Genomic DNA, 14,783 nt, shown 5'->3' on the forward strand with positions numbered 1-14,783 from the left:
TTTCAATGTAGTCAACTTATTAATTCAGGATACAGGGCATTACGCCGCGATTAAGAAAAGGATCGAAATCACCTGTTATTACCAGATACCTCAATTATCTTTATGATCTCTATTCATTCATTGACGTAACTAGCCCTGTCAAATCAGGAAGTGTGTAAAACCTATGATATCTGTTTTTTGTAAATTCTATGAAAATTTAAACGCCTCCTCATTGGCTGAATTGAACACGGTCTACACTCAGAACGTCAGGTTCATCGATCCGGTGGGTGAACACAATGGACTGGAAGCCTTACACAGCTACTTTGATAACCTGCTGGAAAACTGTACAACATGCCACTTTACCCTTCATCAGACTCAGCTGGTTGAGCAACATGGGTTTGTTACCTGGACCATGGCTTTCAGCCATCCAAAGCTGATAAATGGCAAAACACTATGTCTGGAGGGTTGTAGTGAAATCAGGTTTTCTGCCGACCAGAAGGTATGTTTTCAGCGTGATTACTACGACCTTGGTGCAATGCTCTATGAACACCTTCCTGTATTGGGTCCGGCAATTAAATGGTTAAAAAGAAGGTTGAATCAATGAAAAGCATACTGATTACCGGTGCCAGCTCGGGTATCGGCAGAGCTCTCGCCACAGAGGCCAGCAGCCGCGGTTATAAAGTGATCGCCTGCGGGCGCAACGAGAATAAACTTGATGAATTGAAACAAAGCTGCAGCGAAATTGAAATATTGATATTCGATGTAACAAAGTTGCAAAGCTGTGAAAAGGCGCTGGCGCAATATCAGCCTGATATTGCAGTACTTAACGCAGGTACCTGTGAATACGTGGATGTTGATGATTGGCAGCCGGACATGTTCAGAAGAGTTTTTGAAGCAAACTTTTTTGGCGTGGTGAACTGCCTGAAGCCGTTATTGGGGAGCATGAAACCCGGCAGTCAGATTGCTATCGTAGACAGCCTTGCCAGAGTACTGCCCTTCACCCGCAGTCAGGCATATGGAGCCAGCAAGAGCGCGGTGCATTACCTTACCAAGAGCCTGGAGGTAGACCTGACCGAACGAAAGATTAAGGTGCAGAGTGTTTCCCCGGGTTTCGTAGAGACCCCGCTAACAGAAAAAAATGATTTCGATATGCCGATGAAGATTACAGCCAGAAAAGCTGCTACAGCTATGCTCGACGGTCTGGAAAAAGGCCGGCGTAATATCTACTTTCCAACGCTGTTTGCGCTGTTTATCCGGCTACTTGGCAAGTTACCCGAACCATTGAAAGTGGCACTGTGTAAAAGGATGAAGAAGTAATGGGAAGACGTATCGCCATTATTGGGAGTGGTATTTCCGGACTCGTTTGCGGCCATCTGTTGCACAGGCATCATGATGTGACACTTTACGAAGCACAGGACTATATAGGTGGTCACACCCATACTGTTGACGTTGAGCTGCATGATCACAGCTATGCTATCGATACCGGTTTTATTGTTTTTAATGACTGGACTTACCCGAACTTTATCCGTCTGATGGACAAGCTAGGGGTTCACAAACAAGCGACAGAAATGAGCTTCAGTGTAAAAAACACCGGTAGCGGATTGGAGTATAACGGCAATAACCTTAACAGTCTGTTTGCACAGCGCCGCAACCTGTTCCGGCCATGGTTTTATCAGTTCTTAAGAGAAATTCTCAGGTTTAATAAAGCCTGCAAGCAGCTTCTGGAAAAAGATGCACATGCTATACCGTTAACCCTCGGCGACTTCTTACAACAACTGCGTTTCAGTGAAGCCTTTGCGCAAAACTATATTCTGCCAATGTGTGCGGCCATCTGGTCAGCCAGCCTGGACGATGCGCGGCAATTCCCGATGCGCTTCTTCCTGCAATTTTTCAATAATCACGGACTCTTGAACGTCAGTCACCGTCCCCAGTGGTATACGCTGATTGGCGGCTCCAGAGCCTATATTGCCCCGATGATACAGGGGTTCGAAAATAACATTTTGTTGAACAGCCCGGTTCAGAGCGTCAGTCAATCCACTAAGGGCTATAGCGTCAGCGCCGCCAATCAGCCTGATAAGGAGTTTGATGAAGTGATTTTTGCCTGTCACAGTGATCAGGCGCTTGCTTTGTTAGCGACTCCCACGTCGTCCCAGAAAGAAATACTTGGTGCAATGCCCTATGCAAGCAATGAGGTAGTTTTACATACGGATACCAATCTGCTCCCCAAACGCACATTAGCCTGGGCCAGCTGGAACTACTTGCTTAAACATAACGCCGATACCAGGCAGCCCGCGTCGGTCACGTACAATATGAATATATTGCAGCGACTGAGGGCAGATACCACATTCTGCGTTACACTCAATAATACACAGGACATTGCACCGGGAAAAATTCTGCGTCAGTTCAGTTACAGCCATCCTCAATTCGACCTCAATGGCATTCAGGCCAGGAGCAGACGCAATGAGATTTGCGGTCAGGATGGTTTGCACTTTTGCGGCGCATATTGGTACAACGGCTTTCATGAAGATGGCGTACGCAGCGCTCTTGACGTATGTCAACGATTTGGAGCCAGTCTCTGATGCAAAGTGCGATATACAAGGGGACAGTATGGCATCATCGACACCACCCCAAGGTACACCGCTTTTCCCATCATATAAGTCTGTTCTGGCTCGATCTGGAAAATCTTGAAAGACTGGAACACGTCCGCGGTCTGTCATCAAAACGATGGGCGCCAGTATCCTTTCGCCGTAGCGATTATCTCACCAACCCTGAAAGGCCATTGCATCAGGCCGCACTGGAAAAAATGTCGGCACTGGCTGACAAACCATTGCAGGGTAAGGTTTTTATGCTTGGCCAGTTGCGCCTTTTCGGGTTGTATTTCAGCCCGGTTAATTTTTATTACCTTCAGCAGCAGGATGGCCAATTTACCCATGTACTGGCAGAAGTGAGCAATACACCGTGGAATGAAAGACATTACTATCTGGTGGATCTAAAAGACCCTCAGATCACGCCTAAAGCTTTTCATGTCTCACCATTCAATCCAATGGAAATGCATTATCACTGGCAGATTTCTCAGCCTGAAGAACATCTGAAGCTGGTCATTCGCTGCGATACCGATCAACGCCATTTTGATGCCGGACTGAGTTTACGAAAAAAATCTTTGAACTCAAAGACCCTGTTTCGCGTAATGCTAAGCACAATGACATTAAAAACCCTGGCAGGTATTTACTGGCACGCTCTGAGACTCTTTTTAAAAGGGGTGCCGGTTTACAGCCATACTGCGAAGGACAAGGAGCAATAATGCAATCCGGCGAACAAATAATGAATCAATCAGGTCAGCTGAGCTGGTGGAATAAGCTAGCCAGAGCCAGTTTGATCAAGCTGCTACATCAGTTGCCCGAAGGTTCTCTTGTGCTCAAAGAAAACGGCATTTTAGTGGAGCGTTTTGGAAATCAGGATAGCGATATCAAAGCGGAAATCGATGTCCTGCATGCGGATTTTTATCCCAGAATCCTGCTGGGGGGCAGCGTGGCGTCAGGAGAGACCTTTGTCGACGGATTGTGGCAGACAACCGATATTACCGCAGTTATTCGTCTGTTCGCCCGTAATATGCCTCTTCTGGATGAGCTGGAAGCACGACTTGGCTGGCTGTTAAAGCCATTTAACCTGGTAAAGAAGCTCAAAAGAAAGAATTCGAAATCCGGATCGAGGAAAAATATCGCCGCCCACTACGATCTTGGTAATGAACTGTACCGACGCTTTCTTGACGACAGTATGATGTACTCTGCGGCCATATATCCGAAAGAAAATGCCTCGCTCTCGGAGGCCCAACAGAATAAACTCAGGCATATCTGTGACAAGCTGGCTTTATCCGCAGATGACCATCTTCTGGAGATCGGTGCCGGATGGGGCGGGCTGGCTATTTTTGCAGCAAAGGAATACGGCTGCAAGGTTACGACCACAACGATATCGGAAGAGCAGTTCAACTATACTCAGGCTCAGATCAAGGCCGAGGGGCTACAAGGTCGGATTTCGCTGCTAAAGCAGGACTATCGTGATCTCCAGGGCCGTTATGACAAACTGGTCTCTATTGAAATGATCGAAGCCGTAGGACAACAATACCTGCCAGTATTCTTTAAAAAATGTAATGACCTGCTTAAGCCCGGTGGACTGATGTTATTGCAGGCGATAACCATCAGTGAGCCCAGGTTTGATACCTACAGCAAAAGCCAGGACTTTATCCAGCATCATATATTCCCGGGTGGCTTTCTGCCTTCATTACACCTGCTCAGCGAGCATATTGCCAAACGCACAGACATGGTCGTGCGCGACTGTCATGATATTGGCCTGCACTATGCGCAGACATTAAATGACTGGCATCAACGTTTTGTCAGCCGCAGTGAAGAGCTGATACCGCTGGGTTATGACGAACGCTTTATGCGACTGTGGCGTTTCTATTTCAGCTACTGTGAAGGCGGTTTTCTGGAGCGCACCATCAGCGCAGTACAATTGTTAACCAGCAGGCAGGGGTTCCGCGATGCCGTTAATCGCCTCTAAGCCCTGGTTCAACCTGATCTGGTTTCAGGTTTTCTGGTTTACCGCTGTTATAGGCCAGCATCAAGCGGTGTTGCCACTGATACTGATGCTTGCGATACATTTTCTGCTGCTGTCCCAACGCAGTAAAGAGCTGCTTTTAATTATACTGTGCGCCCCCTTAGGCATAGCTACTGATAGCCTGTTACACTATTTTTCTGTATTTGAATTCACCCAGTTGTCTGGCGGGTTGATCCCTTTTTGGTTGATGGGATTATGGATCGCTTTTAGTGCGACACTGAGGCATGGCATGGCGTTTTTCCTGCCCCGCCCCTTTCTGGCTGCTATCTGTGGGGCCGTTGCCGGACCATTGAGTTATTTTGCGGGGCAACGCTTAGGAGCAGTTGATTTTGGCCTGCCCCTCCTCACTACACTGTTACTCCTGGCGGTACTCTGGGCGATTTTGTTCCCTTTGTTTATCTTTATTGCTAACCGGGTCAATGGGCAGACCAGGCAGGTAGCAGCATGAAGATTTTATTATTGTTAATACTCTTGTGCACCGGTGCTGCAAAGGCGTCACCGCTGGAAAATCTGCAAAAAGTCGGGGAAGCGCGTCTTACAGTCTGGTTCTGGGAGATATACCAGTCAAGCCTGTATACGCCTTCCGGAGAATACAAAGCCAATAGCTATCCGGTTGCTCTCAAAATTGACTATCTGCGGGATATCAAGGCAGAGGACCTGGTGGATGCCACAGAAGAACAATGGCAAAAGCAGGGTCGGGATAAGGAGAAGGTATCTCTATGGCTGGAGAGAGTTGAACAGATCTGGCCTGATATCCAGGAAGGCGATGAGCTTATTTTTTTGGTTAATGAGAATAAGAAAGGCCATTTTTACTACAACCAACAGCATATCGGGGCGATTGAAGACGAAACATTCAGCTCTGCCTTTCTGGGGATTTGGCTTTCTCCTGATACCCAATACCCCGAGCTCAGAGAAAAACTAATTCAACGGAGCCACAAATGAAACTATTACTTCTGCTGTGTACATTTATACTCAGTGCCTGTTCATCGTCACTGGACAGCTATGCCAATAAAAAACCCGAATTCAATCTTGCTGAGTACTTCAATGGAAAAATCACCGCCAGGGGTATCATTGAAGACTATAGTGGCACCATGACCCGCCATTTCTGTGTCGATATTATCGGAAGCTGGGAAAATAACACTGGTCGGTTGCATGAAACCTTCTACTTTGATGATGGAGAAAAACAGGTACGTATCTGGGAATTGCAGATAGCTGCGGATGGTAAAGTTACCGGGCAGGCTAATGATGTTGTCGGCGAGGCCTCCGGTGAAACCCGGGGTAATGCTTTTAACTGGAAGTATGTGCTGGAAGTCCCTATCGATGGTTCAGTGTATGAACTGGCCGTTGACGATTGGCTGTACCGCCTTGACGAAGACAGGTTGATGAACCGTTCCTATATGAAAAAATTTGGGGTTACTGTGGCTGAAATATCGATTTACTTTGATAGATCCCAGCCACTAAAAGGATGTAATGAAGATGCCTGATTAAACGGCGTCTTCGTTTTCCTCCCCGGTACGGATTCGTACTACCCGCTCAACTTCGTAAACGAAGATCTTACCATCACCGATCTTACCCGTCTGGGCGGTTTGCATTATGGCTTCTATCGCCCTTTCCGCCTGTTCATCAGGCAGTACCAGGTCAATCTTGATTTTAGGCAGAAAATCCACCTGGTATTCCGCCCCGCGATACAGTTCTGTATGCCCTTTCTGACGGCCAAATCCTTTCACTTCGGTCACTGTCATACCCGTTACGCCAACATCAGCCAACGCCTCACGCACATCATCCATCTTGAAAGGTTTAATAATGGCTTCAATTTTTTTCACGCTATACTCCTAAGATAATACCAATACTAGTCATAAATCGTCGGTACGGGCTGCCGCTTGTGCTGGGTACGCTGATAAATATATATCAGCTTTTCTGTTACCTCAGCCGCAACCTGCTTACCTTCCAGAAAATCATCAATCTGCTCGTAGCTCAGACCAAGGGCCTCTTCATCAGCCTTTTGGGGAGTTAAAGATTCAAGATCGGCAGTGGGGGCTTTCCTTATAATATGTACCGGTGCACCCAGTTTTTCCGCAACTTGACGAACCTGACGCTTATTTAGACCGAACAGAGGCGCCAGATCACAGGCGCCGTCACCAAACTTGGTGTAAAAGCCTGTGATATTTTCAGCTGAATGATCCGTACCCAACACCAGGCCATCCAGCATGCCCGCAACTTCATATTGAACCACCATCCGGGTTCTGGCTTTGACATTGCCTTTCACAAAATCCTGTTTACTTTTGTCCTGAGGCAGTAATCCTTCTTTTTCTAGTGAATCGGTGGTCTGCTGATGAATAGCATCAACACCAGCTTGTATGTCTACACATACCACACCTGAAGGCCGGATAAAGTCAATACTGGCCTGAGCATCCTGTTCATCAGCTTGCACAGAGTATGGCAAACGCACCGCTATAAACCGATAGCGTTCATGATGCTCCTGGTTCAGTTCATCCACTGCCAGTTGCGCCAGTCGCCCCAGAGTACAAGAGTCAATGCCGCCGCTTATACCCAGAACCAGAGTATCAAGGCCGGAATGGCGCAGGTGTTGTTTAATAAAATTGACCCGACGGGTAATTTCAAAATTCACATCTATTTCGGGTAGCACCCGCATTTCGTCAACAATCGCCTGTACATTCATTCTCTGTTCTCGCTCAACATCCGGTCTGACTATGATAAAAAATATTGACCTGCTTTGCTGATCTTTCTCGCAACACAACTAATTCATCATAACAAACCCAGTATCCCAATACCCTATAATACCCATTCACCTGTATGCTTAGTGATAGTCAAAAGTACAACCAAGAGGTTTATTGTGCAAAGCAGGAACAGACAACGGGGCGTGACCCTTATGGAACTGATGATCACACTTGCCATTATCAGTATTCTCATCACAGTCGTCGCCCCAAATGTGGGAGAGCTATTGACCAGAAACCGGATAACGGCACAGGTTAATGAAATCAGTGGTGTGATCCAGCTTGGCCGGAACACCGCCATTGATGAACAAAGTATTACGATTGTTTGCCCAACCACCGATTTTTCAAGTTGCAGCAACAACTGGGAACTGGCCAAGATGGTGTTTATCGATCTCGACCAAAGTGGTACACGAAGTGACGATGAAGAGATTCTGGCCGGAACCAGTATTAGCCCATCAGGGCTCAATATCAGCGGCCCGGCTGTACCCATTCAGTTTAACGGCAACGGCACAGCATCAGCCGCAGCGACTGTGCTTATTTGTGATGAGGATAACACTGATAAGTTTGCCAGGGCGTTAATGGTAAGCCTGCAAGGTAGGGTTAAGCTCAGTCAGGATAGCGATAACAATGATATCCATGAGGATAACGAGGGCACGCCACTGAGTTGCAGCTAGAAGAAGCGTTCAACTAAATGGGGAGCTGTATCTTAACAGCTCCAGCAATACTCAGACGCCGCCAGAGCCCCATTATTATTTTTATCCCATGCCTTACGTCCATCGCTGAAATAAAAAATATCACCATCATCGGCCTGTGGCGTTCCTGAAACAGGCGAAGCTTTCAACTGATAACTGTTGCCACTGGCAGAGACCGTATCAATGGTCAGATTGTAACGTTTGTTAGCCTCAGGCTCACTGGATGGAGAGTGTCCATGAAACACGGCTGGCGTGCCTGTATCGCCTCCCTCTGCTGCGCCCTTATAACTGAAATTGGCTGCTTTGTGGCGCTCCATTGCCGCAGCCAATGCCATTAAATCAGACTGAGCTACACCTCTGTTACTACCCACCATGAAGTTCATGTAAGAGGGGTAAGCCACCGCGGCAATTATTCCAATAATCGCCACGGTCACCATCAGTTCAATCAGGGAAAATCCCCGCAAGCCATTTAAGCTCAGATTATTGCTCACGTTCACTCTCCGTTTTCCAGCTACTTCGCTGCACACGCTCGAAGCGCCCGTAGATATTTTCAGCCAGGCACTCAAACTTTGTACCACAGTCCTCGTTGGGATCTTTTACTGCGGAGGTACATTCGGTGCCCAGGCAAACAACCGGCTCAACGATATCTTCAATCAGAATCTTGGTATCTGGCGCGATACCTGTCTGTTTTAGGTCTGCATGGCGATCGACATGTTCTTTCTCACCATTTTGATTAAGATCTGTCACCGCGTTGCCATTAACCAGCTCAACCAGATATGCCCTGCTGTTACCTGTTGGCGGAGCACAAATGCTATCACTGGCCGATGCCGGGAGATAGGTGGTAAAGAAAATACGATAGTTAAGAATCAGCGGTGAGGCGAGAACTTTTTCTCCGCCTGTGCCCAGCTCAATCATCCAACCATGCTTTTCTGCAAATGCGGCTGCCTCCAGCTGCTGCTCTCCCTGATCACTGCTGGTCAACAAGTGCGCTGTTGCATTGTAGAGGCTGCCTGGAGTATAGGCTGTCTCGGGCAAAGTATAATTACCATCCTGATCCAGTTGAAATACCCCAAAATCTTTAATCATATAGAAATTATCCTGAATTTCCGTGTTCAATGGATGAGCTCTGTAACCTGAACCCAGCGCTACAGCATAGTAGTGTTCATTAGCCAGACTCACTTCTGATACATCCGGACCGTAGTAAAAACGACGGTTATCCGCCGCACTGCCATCCGATGAGAAAGTTGCCATCAGACCGCCAGTTACCAAATCAGAAGCGGATTCACCATTATTAATATCCAGCCGGAACAGTTGCCCTCCGGTATCCGCCACATACATATGATCTGCCACACCATCATTTTCACGATCAATGACAGAAATCCGGGCCGGTATACTATATTGCATGTCTGCCAGATTCAGGTCAGCGCCTGTTTTACCGGCACGCCACAACAACGCCCCCGTATCGGCATCAACCATATACACTGCGTTACCGGTCATGTCGGGTGCTCTCAATACTTTGTTATCCTGATCATCATCATAGCCCCCCCCGAAGATCAGTACGGTTTTAACACTGCCGCCAATATTGACCTTCGTAATTGTAGGTCGTGACCAGCTCTGTCCCAGTTGTTCAAAGCCTACACTGCCACCCTCTATTTTAAACAACAATGAAGGAGATGTTTTGTTCGTAATATCAAAAGCATAGTAATTATTGCCCCCACGGCGCATGCCCACATAAAGAATCTTCTGATTCCCTTTGTTCCGCAACACCAGGTCGCCATCGAGACCATAGATATGACTGAAACTGGAATTGTCCTGATAAAAGTCATACAGATTGGTCAGCAGCTCCTTGGGGCTAATGGCAAAGTTTTCTTCACCGGTTTCAGCATCAAAAGAATGCAGGAAACCCTGATTGGTTGAAACCAGAATGGCGCTGTCAGTTGCCGAATAGTTAACAATCACCGGCTGAGAGTGAATCGGGTCACCCATTTGTAACCGCACATCATCGGTATTGCCGTCGTTGTCATCATCAAAGACATCAACACCGCGGGCCCATTTCAGAACCTGTGTGCGCAATACCTCATCATCAGCCTGAACAGGAATACCCAGGTTTGCTACGGTAATAGCATCATTATCTTCATGTAACTCATTGTTTTCATTAATAATACCTCCCGATCCAGTAAAGAAGTAGATGTTCCTCAGCAGGTCCAGCTGACTCGCCGCACCGCCCTCACGCACATCGTTACCATCAGCAATGATCGACCAGTAACTGTGGGCGTTATCATGAAAGAATCCACTGCCATCATCCACCGCATCGTTGCCGTTCTTGTCGAGTATAGTATCGCCGCTGATCTTGTACTTTTTCAGATTACCGGGCCAGATTGTTCCCTCGGCCGGCTTAAACAACGCAAAGTACAGTTCGTCTTTGTGGGTCAGTCTGTTGAGCTGATTAACCGCAACACCGGGCGAAACAAAGGTCGCGTTCACATCTTTGACCGTTTTAAGAATGCTCTGGAATGCCTCGATCAGATTTTCCGCATTGTCCGCTTCATAAAATCCACCACCGCCATTGAGTGCCAGCTGGTTAAGATAATTATTGGCGGTGGCATTGGCAGAAAAACCTATGGTGTGGGTAATAATCCTGGAATCAATCACTGAATCACCGGTTTTACTTATATTTTTCACCAGGTCGATACCACACTTCTCGCCCCCGCTGGCATCCATGCAGCTCTGACCCAACAACGCCTGTACCTTACTGACACTGTGATTATTATTCGCTTCGCCGTCAGAAAGTAGCACAATGTGGTTATTGGTCTGGCACTGCAAGTCAGTAATAGGCGAAAGATAAGTGGCTCCCGCGGGGATATACTCATTGATACAGTTGTAGTTGGTCGGATCATCTTCTGTACAACCCGCAGGCAATACCGCATCGGCACCGGCATACGAAAGCCTGTGGCTCACCCTGGTTGCTCTTCTGACAGAACTGCTGACAGATCCTGTTCCTCTGGTCAGGCCATAATCCACCGGCAAACTACCATAGTAATTTACCGCTTCATATAAGGTATCTACGATGGGCGTAAGACCATTAGCCGTGAGTTCATCCACTTTATTAATTAAGTGATCGCGCACTGTAGATACGGACTCTGGCGTTGCGTCTCCCTTATACTTAATCACCAGGCGAGGTGCTCCCGAAGGCTTACCGTCATAACTGTACGCACCTCTGACACCTTGTATATCAGACACGATTAGCGCCAGCGCATTGCCCGCCTGCCAGCCGCCCCTGTCAATAACCTGCTGAATAATAGTTTTCAGTGAAGGGCTCTGGTAGTCGTTATTTTTGTACCAGGCCGGAATACTATTCCAACTGACACTCGCTGTTTTGGCTACATTTTTTACCATGTAGCGTTGATGCGGGCTGTAATCCTCTGCATCATCCACGTTTGCCGCTGAAATGTTAAAAGAAGCTCCGCCTCCGGTTCGGTGCTGATAGGCAGTAAATTCCAGATAGGCTTCCTGTATTTCGGCTCCCTGAGGAATACTGACATTTTCAAAACGCATGCCTATATAGGCATTGTAATAGTTATTAAAGGTTAGCTCTGTAAGTGTGGAATCATAGCCGTTGTGTTTCTCTTCTGTATTGTTCCCCTGTGAGGACAACTGATAGGTGGACTGGCCGGAAATACAGCCCGTCGCACTGAGTTTGTCATAGGTTACGACCAATTGTGCCGATTGCCCCTCGCCCTGGTCATTGGCCTGAATCAGCCTTGAGCTGGTGCCGCTGCTACCCTGACCTGCAATCAGAATATTCAAATCATTCCCGCCACACCAATTTTGTTGGTCTACAACTTCCTGTATAACAGCACTGATATCCGGAGTATTTACCAGCTCACCGGTGGCGGGCCAATCATTGTCGCTATCCCAGGTTATGCTATTCAGGGTTTTGTTTCTGCCACTGAGATTATCGGAACTATTGCTGAATTCCGCAGCCTGAACCTCTTTTTCAGCTGCAAAACTTATAGACACATTTCCGGCGCTCAGCTGTGCCGAGGTAAAACGAATAGACGCAGAGGTCACTGTCGCGCCCTGGGGAATATTGATATCCGAAAATCTCAGACCGGAAGTCACTACATCAGTACCTTCAACAAGCTTCAGGCTGTTGGTATTAAGACTCACCACACCATTGATTTCATGACCATCATCGCCGGGTTGCTGGATTGATGTGATCAGCTCTGGTGCCACAGGCTCGTCAATATTCCTGACCGGATACAGTACCGGTCCCCCGTGGTCTGAGAATCGCATCAGACCAGCATTAATATTCGTCACTGATGAAAGCACAGATTTCAATCCTTCCTGCACCTTGGTCATCCTGTTAGTGGCAGTGCCATCCTTGCTTCCCATACTTCCGGACGTATCCATAATAAACAGAACGTTAGGATTGAAGGTAACCTGACTGTCACCTGCGCCCAGATAAATCTCAAGGTCATCGCCCATGGCTGTCAGGCTGATCATGGTACTCAAAGTACAGGCTGCGACAGAAACAAAAATTCTACGGATAGACATACAACACCTCTATTGGTTACCAGACGCAGGCGCAAATACGGCTGCTTTCTGCGTATTGGCAATAGCCAAAGACTTTTCTTCCAGCTTTCCGCATCCCCGGATTAGAAATACATGGCAATTAATATTACTACCACCTATTACATTGCTGGAGCCCAGGCAAGCTTGCTCCTGCACAAAAGCGGTACGCGACCAACTGGCAGTCTTGGGACTTGCATAATAATCTCCGGCTGCCTGATGCAAAGTGCCGGCGGTTAAACCTGCCTGAGTGAGCTGTCGGGAGGTCCAGTCAACCTGATCGAAACAACTGAGCTCTTCATTCTGCAGGTCAATAGCATCATCCTGACGTGCTTCTGAAAGGGGATCCATCAGGTTATCATCGGTCAGAACTTGTGTATCCTCAGACTCAAATATCACGCCTGCAATAGCAGCCTCAGCGGCATCAAATGCCAGCAACTGACGTTCCATTGACTGAGACATTTTACTTTGCATCAAACTACTGCTGACTGAAGAGACGCCAAGAATGGTCAGACTCATCAGCACCAGCAACGCTAATACCAAAACCAAACCTTGTTGCTGTTTCATATCTTTCTGCTCTTATGCTGATTTTTCACATTGCGCAGCGAAATCGTGGTTTCAAAAGTCTTGTAAAGACGTTTTTCGGGTGGCGTAACTGCGCTCTCGTTCAATAACCTAACCTTAGGTACGGTATCCATCTGTACTTCACCATCACCTTCGAGCAGTACTGCGACTCTGATGGTCACAATGCCTGACTCGGCATCCCGCTCATCATCCAGCTCATCGGCCGTCACATACCTCAGTGGTCTGGCACTAAAATCACCAGCGGCCTGGTTATTGGCGATACCGTATAGCACCTGAAAACTCTGAACCTGATCCATTAATGTCATGGCCGCGTCTGCATTATTACCTTCTGCAGCTTTCTGCCCTCTTAACACGCGACCATCAAATCCCCGGCATTTGAGTTGATTGTCCTGAACAAAGTATTCATTCACCACAAAAAACTCTTCATCGTCCGCATAGCCTAACTTGTAACCTCTGCAGTCTCTGAGCCCCTGAAAGGCAACAACCAATACATCATCAGCACCGTCTGCTCCCTGTGTTGCACCCAGTCCAGGGCGGGCGACGAAGTCTCCTGCGAGAATTACCGGCCGGTTTTGCAAAAATGCGGCTTCATCAACAACATCTACATCGGTATTCAGGTTTGGAGACAGGGGGTCATATAAGCCGGTCATCATCAGTTCACCACGCATACGGCTGATAAAAAAACGGCCATTCTCCTGTACCGAAGCCACAGAGCGGTTCACCCGCTCAGTAACCTGATTGCTGACCATTACCTGAATGATGGCCGCAGAAATCAGCAGCCCCAGAGTAAGACTGATCATCAGCTCAACTAAACTAAACCCACGCTGATTCATAGGGTCACATCCAATACAACACAATCTTGCGGCTCAGCACCCGCGTCAGGGTTACAGACCTGATTCAGCTCGCGGTCAATGTTCTTCCAGTTTTCTACCGGCCAGGACAGCAAAATGCGATGTCTTGAACCGGCGCTGCAAGCATCTCCGTCAAGAGCATTATTATCCGTACAGGTCAGTGAAAGGTTTGCCATAGGATTGGCACTGGCGATAGCGCAACTGGCCTGATAAGCGTCAAACTCTGCGAATTCTGCGGTGCTGCACTGACCCACAGTGCAATCCGGAATATCGGCCGGTAAAGCTAAACAATAGCATTGGTAGGGATTGCCCCCACCGCAACCACTGAGATTAGCGAAGTTATAAATATCCGGGTCGAAATAACCGTCGTCCACCACCAGGCCATCACCATTATCAGACAATACAGCACTGGCCCGGAGCCTTTCTGCAAGCTGCTGATTCAGAATAACCGCCTGAGAACGGTTAAGCGCATCAGCATTGGAAAAAGAACCGATAAATTGCAAAGAAGCGACGCCCAGCAAGCCGATGGAAAGAATAAAAAGCGTAACTAAAACTTCAATCATACCTATCCCCTTGCTGTGCATAAGCCCAGCCTGTTGATATTTATGATTTGTATGACCAACGAGCATAACCGTCCCACATCTGCGAATAGTTTTTAATACCTGAAACTCACCCTCAATCCGGGCTGATAAAGCCACATAAACAATTAAGGCAAGTTAAATCTAGCACAGAGAGATAATATGCTCGTTATAAAA

General features: G+C 47.6%; 16 protein-coding genes. 9 read left to right on the plus strand and 7 right to left on the minus strand.

Features of this window, described 5'->3' with window-relative positions:
* Positions 1-163: 163 nt before the first annotated feature.
* From CDA54_RS09930 to CDA54_RS09965, 8 genes are read left to right on the plus strand one after another with little or no spacing between them, the layout of a single operon-like run.
* Entirely contained in the window at positions 164-583 is a 420-nt protein-coding gene (locus CDA54_RS09930; protein WP_268235318.1) for a nuclear transport factor 2 family protein, read from the plus strand.
* Positions 580-1,296, plus strand: a complete 717-nt coding sequence (locus CDA54_RS09935) for an SDR family NAD(P)-dependent oxidoreductase (protein WP_099034857.1) — start codon at positions 580-582, stop codon at positions 1,294-1,296. Before CDA54_RS09930 ends, CDA54_RS09935 begins: the two co-directional genes overlap by 4 nt.
* Positions 1,296-2,558: an NAD(P)/FAD-dependent oxidoreductase gene (locus CDA54_RS09940; RefSeq protein WP_099034858.1), complete on the plus strand. Its 1,263-nt coding sequence runs from the start codon at positions 1,296-1,298 to the stop codon at positions 2,556-2,558. The genes CDA54_RS09935 and CDA54_RS09940 overlap by 1 nt, the downstream gene beginning before the upstream one ends.
* Positions 2,558-3,280 (plus strand): DUF1365 domain-containing protein, encoded by a 723-nt coding sequence (locus CDA54_RS09945; RefSeq protein WP_099034859.1) that lies wholly within the window; start codon positions 2,558-2,560, stop codon positions 3,278-3,280. Before CDA54_RS09940 ends, CDA54_RS09945 begins: the two co-directional genes overlap by 1 nt.
* On the plus strand, positions 3,280-4,536 hold the full coding sequence (locus CDA54_RS09950) for an SAM-dependent methyltransferase (RefSeq protein ID WP_099034860.1): 1,257 nt from the start codon (positions 3,280-3,282) through the stop codon (positions 4,534-4,536). Before CDA54_RS09945 ends, CDA54_RS09950 begins: the two co-directional genes overlap by 1 nt.
* A complete protein-coding gene (locus CDA54_RS09955; protein ID WP_099034861.1) occupies positions 4,517-5,041 on the plus strand; it encodes a DUF2878 domain-containing protein in 525 nt (174 codons plus the stop codon). The genes CDA54_RS09950 and CDA54_RS09955 overlap by 20 nt, the downstream gene beginning before the upstream one ends.
* On the plus strand, positions 5,038-5,535 hold the full coding sequence (locus tag CDA54_RS09960; protein ID WP_099034862.1) for a chalcone isomerase family protein: 498 nt from the start codon (positions 5,038-5,040) through the stop codon (positions 5,533-5,535). The genes CDA54_RS09955 and CDA54_RS09960 overlap by 4 nt, the downstream gene beginning before the upstream one ends.
* Positions 5,532-6,077 carry a DUF3833 domain-containing protein gene (locus CDA54_RS09965; RefSeq protein WP_099034863.1) on the plus strand — a complete coding sequence of 182 codons (546 nt, stop codon included), beginning with the start codon at positions 5,532-5,534 and terminating at the stop codon, positions 6,075-6,077. The genes CDA54_RS09960 and CDA54_RS09965 overlap by 4 nt, the downstream gene beginning before the upstream one ends.
* On the opposite strand, the gene CDA54_RS09970 is transcribed toward CDA54_RS09965, so the two are convergent.
* Both CDA54_RS09970 and nadE read right to left on the minus strand, forming a co-directional pair.
* Positions 6,078-6,416, minus strand: coding sequence for a P-II family nitrogen regulator (locus tag CDA54_RS09970; protein WP_099034864.1), 339 nt, complete (start codon positions 6,414-6,416; stop codon positions 6,078-6,080).
* Positions 6,417-6,442: 26 nt separating this feature from the next.
* Positions 6,443-7,273 (minus strand): ammonia-dependent NAD(+) synthetase, encoded by an 831-nt coding sequence (gene nadE / locus CDA54_RS09975; RefSeq protein WP_099034865.1) that lies wholly within the window; start codon positions 7,271-7,273, stop codon positions 6,443-6,445.
* Between the two features lie 174 nt (positions 7,274-7,447).
* Between nadE and CDA54_RS09980 the strand changes: the two genes are divergently transcribed.
* Positions 7,448-8,002 (plus strand): GspH/FimT family pseudopilin, encoded by a 555-nt coding sequence (locus CDA54_RS09980; RefSeq protein WP_229748121.1) that lies wholly within the window; start codon positions 7,448-7,450, stop codon positions 8,000-8,002.
* A gap of 32 nt (positions 8,003-8,034) precedes the next feature.
* Here the strand turns inward: CDA54_RS09980 and CDA54_RS09985 are convergent, their stop codons facing one another.
* The 5 genes from CDA54_RS09985 to CDA54_RS10005 are packed head-to-tail and all read right to left on the minus strand — an operon-like array spanning position 8,035 to position 14,591.
* Entirely contained in the window at positions 8,035-8,517 is a 483-nt protein-coding gene (locus CDA54_RS09985; protein WP_099034867.1) for a type IV pilin protein, read from the minus strand.
* A complete protein-coding gene (locus CDA54_RS09990; protein WP_099034868.1) occupies positions 8,501-12,577 on the minus strand; it encodes a PilC/PilY family type IV pilus protein in 4,077 nt (1,358 codons plus the stop codon). Before CDA54_RS09990 ends, CDA54_RS09985 begins: the two co-directional genes overlap by 17 nt.
* Before the next feature lie 9 nt (positions 12,578-12,586).
* Complete coding sequence (locus tag CDA54_RS09995; RefSeq protein WP_099034869.1) at positions 12,587-13,159, minus strand: PilX N-terminal domain-containing pilus assembly protein; 573 nt, start codon at positions 13,157-13,159, stop codon at positions 12,587-12,589.
* Positions 13,156-14,010: a PilW family protein gene (locus CDA54_RS10000; RefSeq protein WP_099034870.1), complete on the minus strand. Its 855-nt coding sequence runs from the start codon at positions 14,008-14,010 to the stop codon at positions 13,156-13,158. The genes CDA54_RS09995 and CDA54_RS10000 overlap by 4 nt, the downstream gene beginning before the upstream one ends.
* Positions 14,007-14,591, minus strand: coding sequence for a type IV pilus modification PilV family protein (locus CDA54_RS10005; protein ID WP_099035006.1), 585 nt, complete (start codon positions 14,589-14,591; stop codon positions 14,007-14,009). Before CDA54_RS10005 ends, CDA54_RS10000 begins: the two co-directional genes overlap by 4 nt.
* Positions 14,592-14,783 lie beyond the last annotated feature (192 nt).

Origin of the sequence: Lacimicrobium alkaliphilum (assembly GCF_002591895.1) — a bacterium.
In the GTDB taxonomy this organism is placed as follows: Bacteria; Pseudomonadota; Gammaproteobacteria; order Enterobacterales; family Alteromonadaceae; genus Lacimicrobium; species Lacimicrobium alkaliphilum.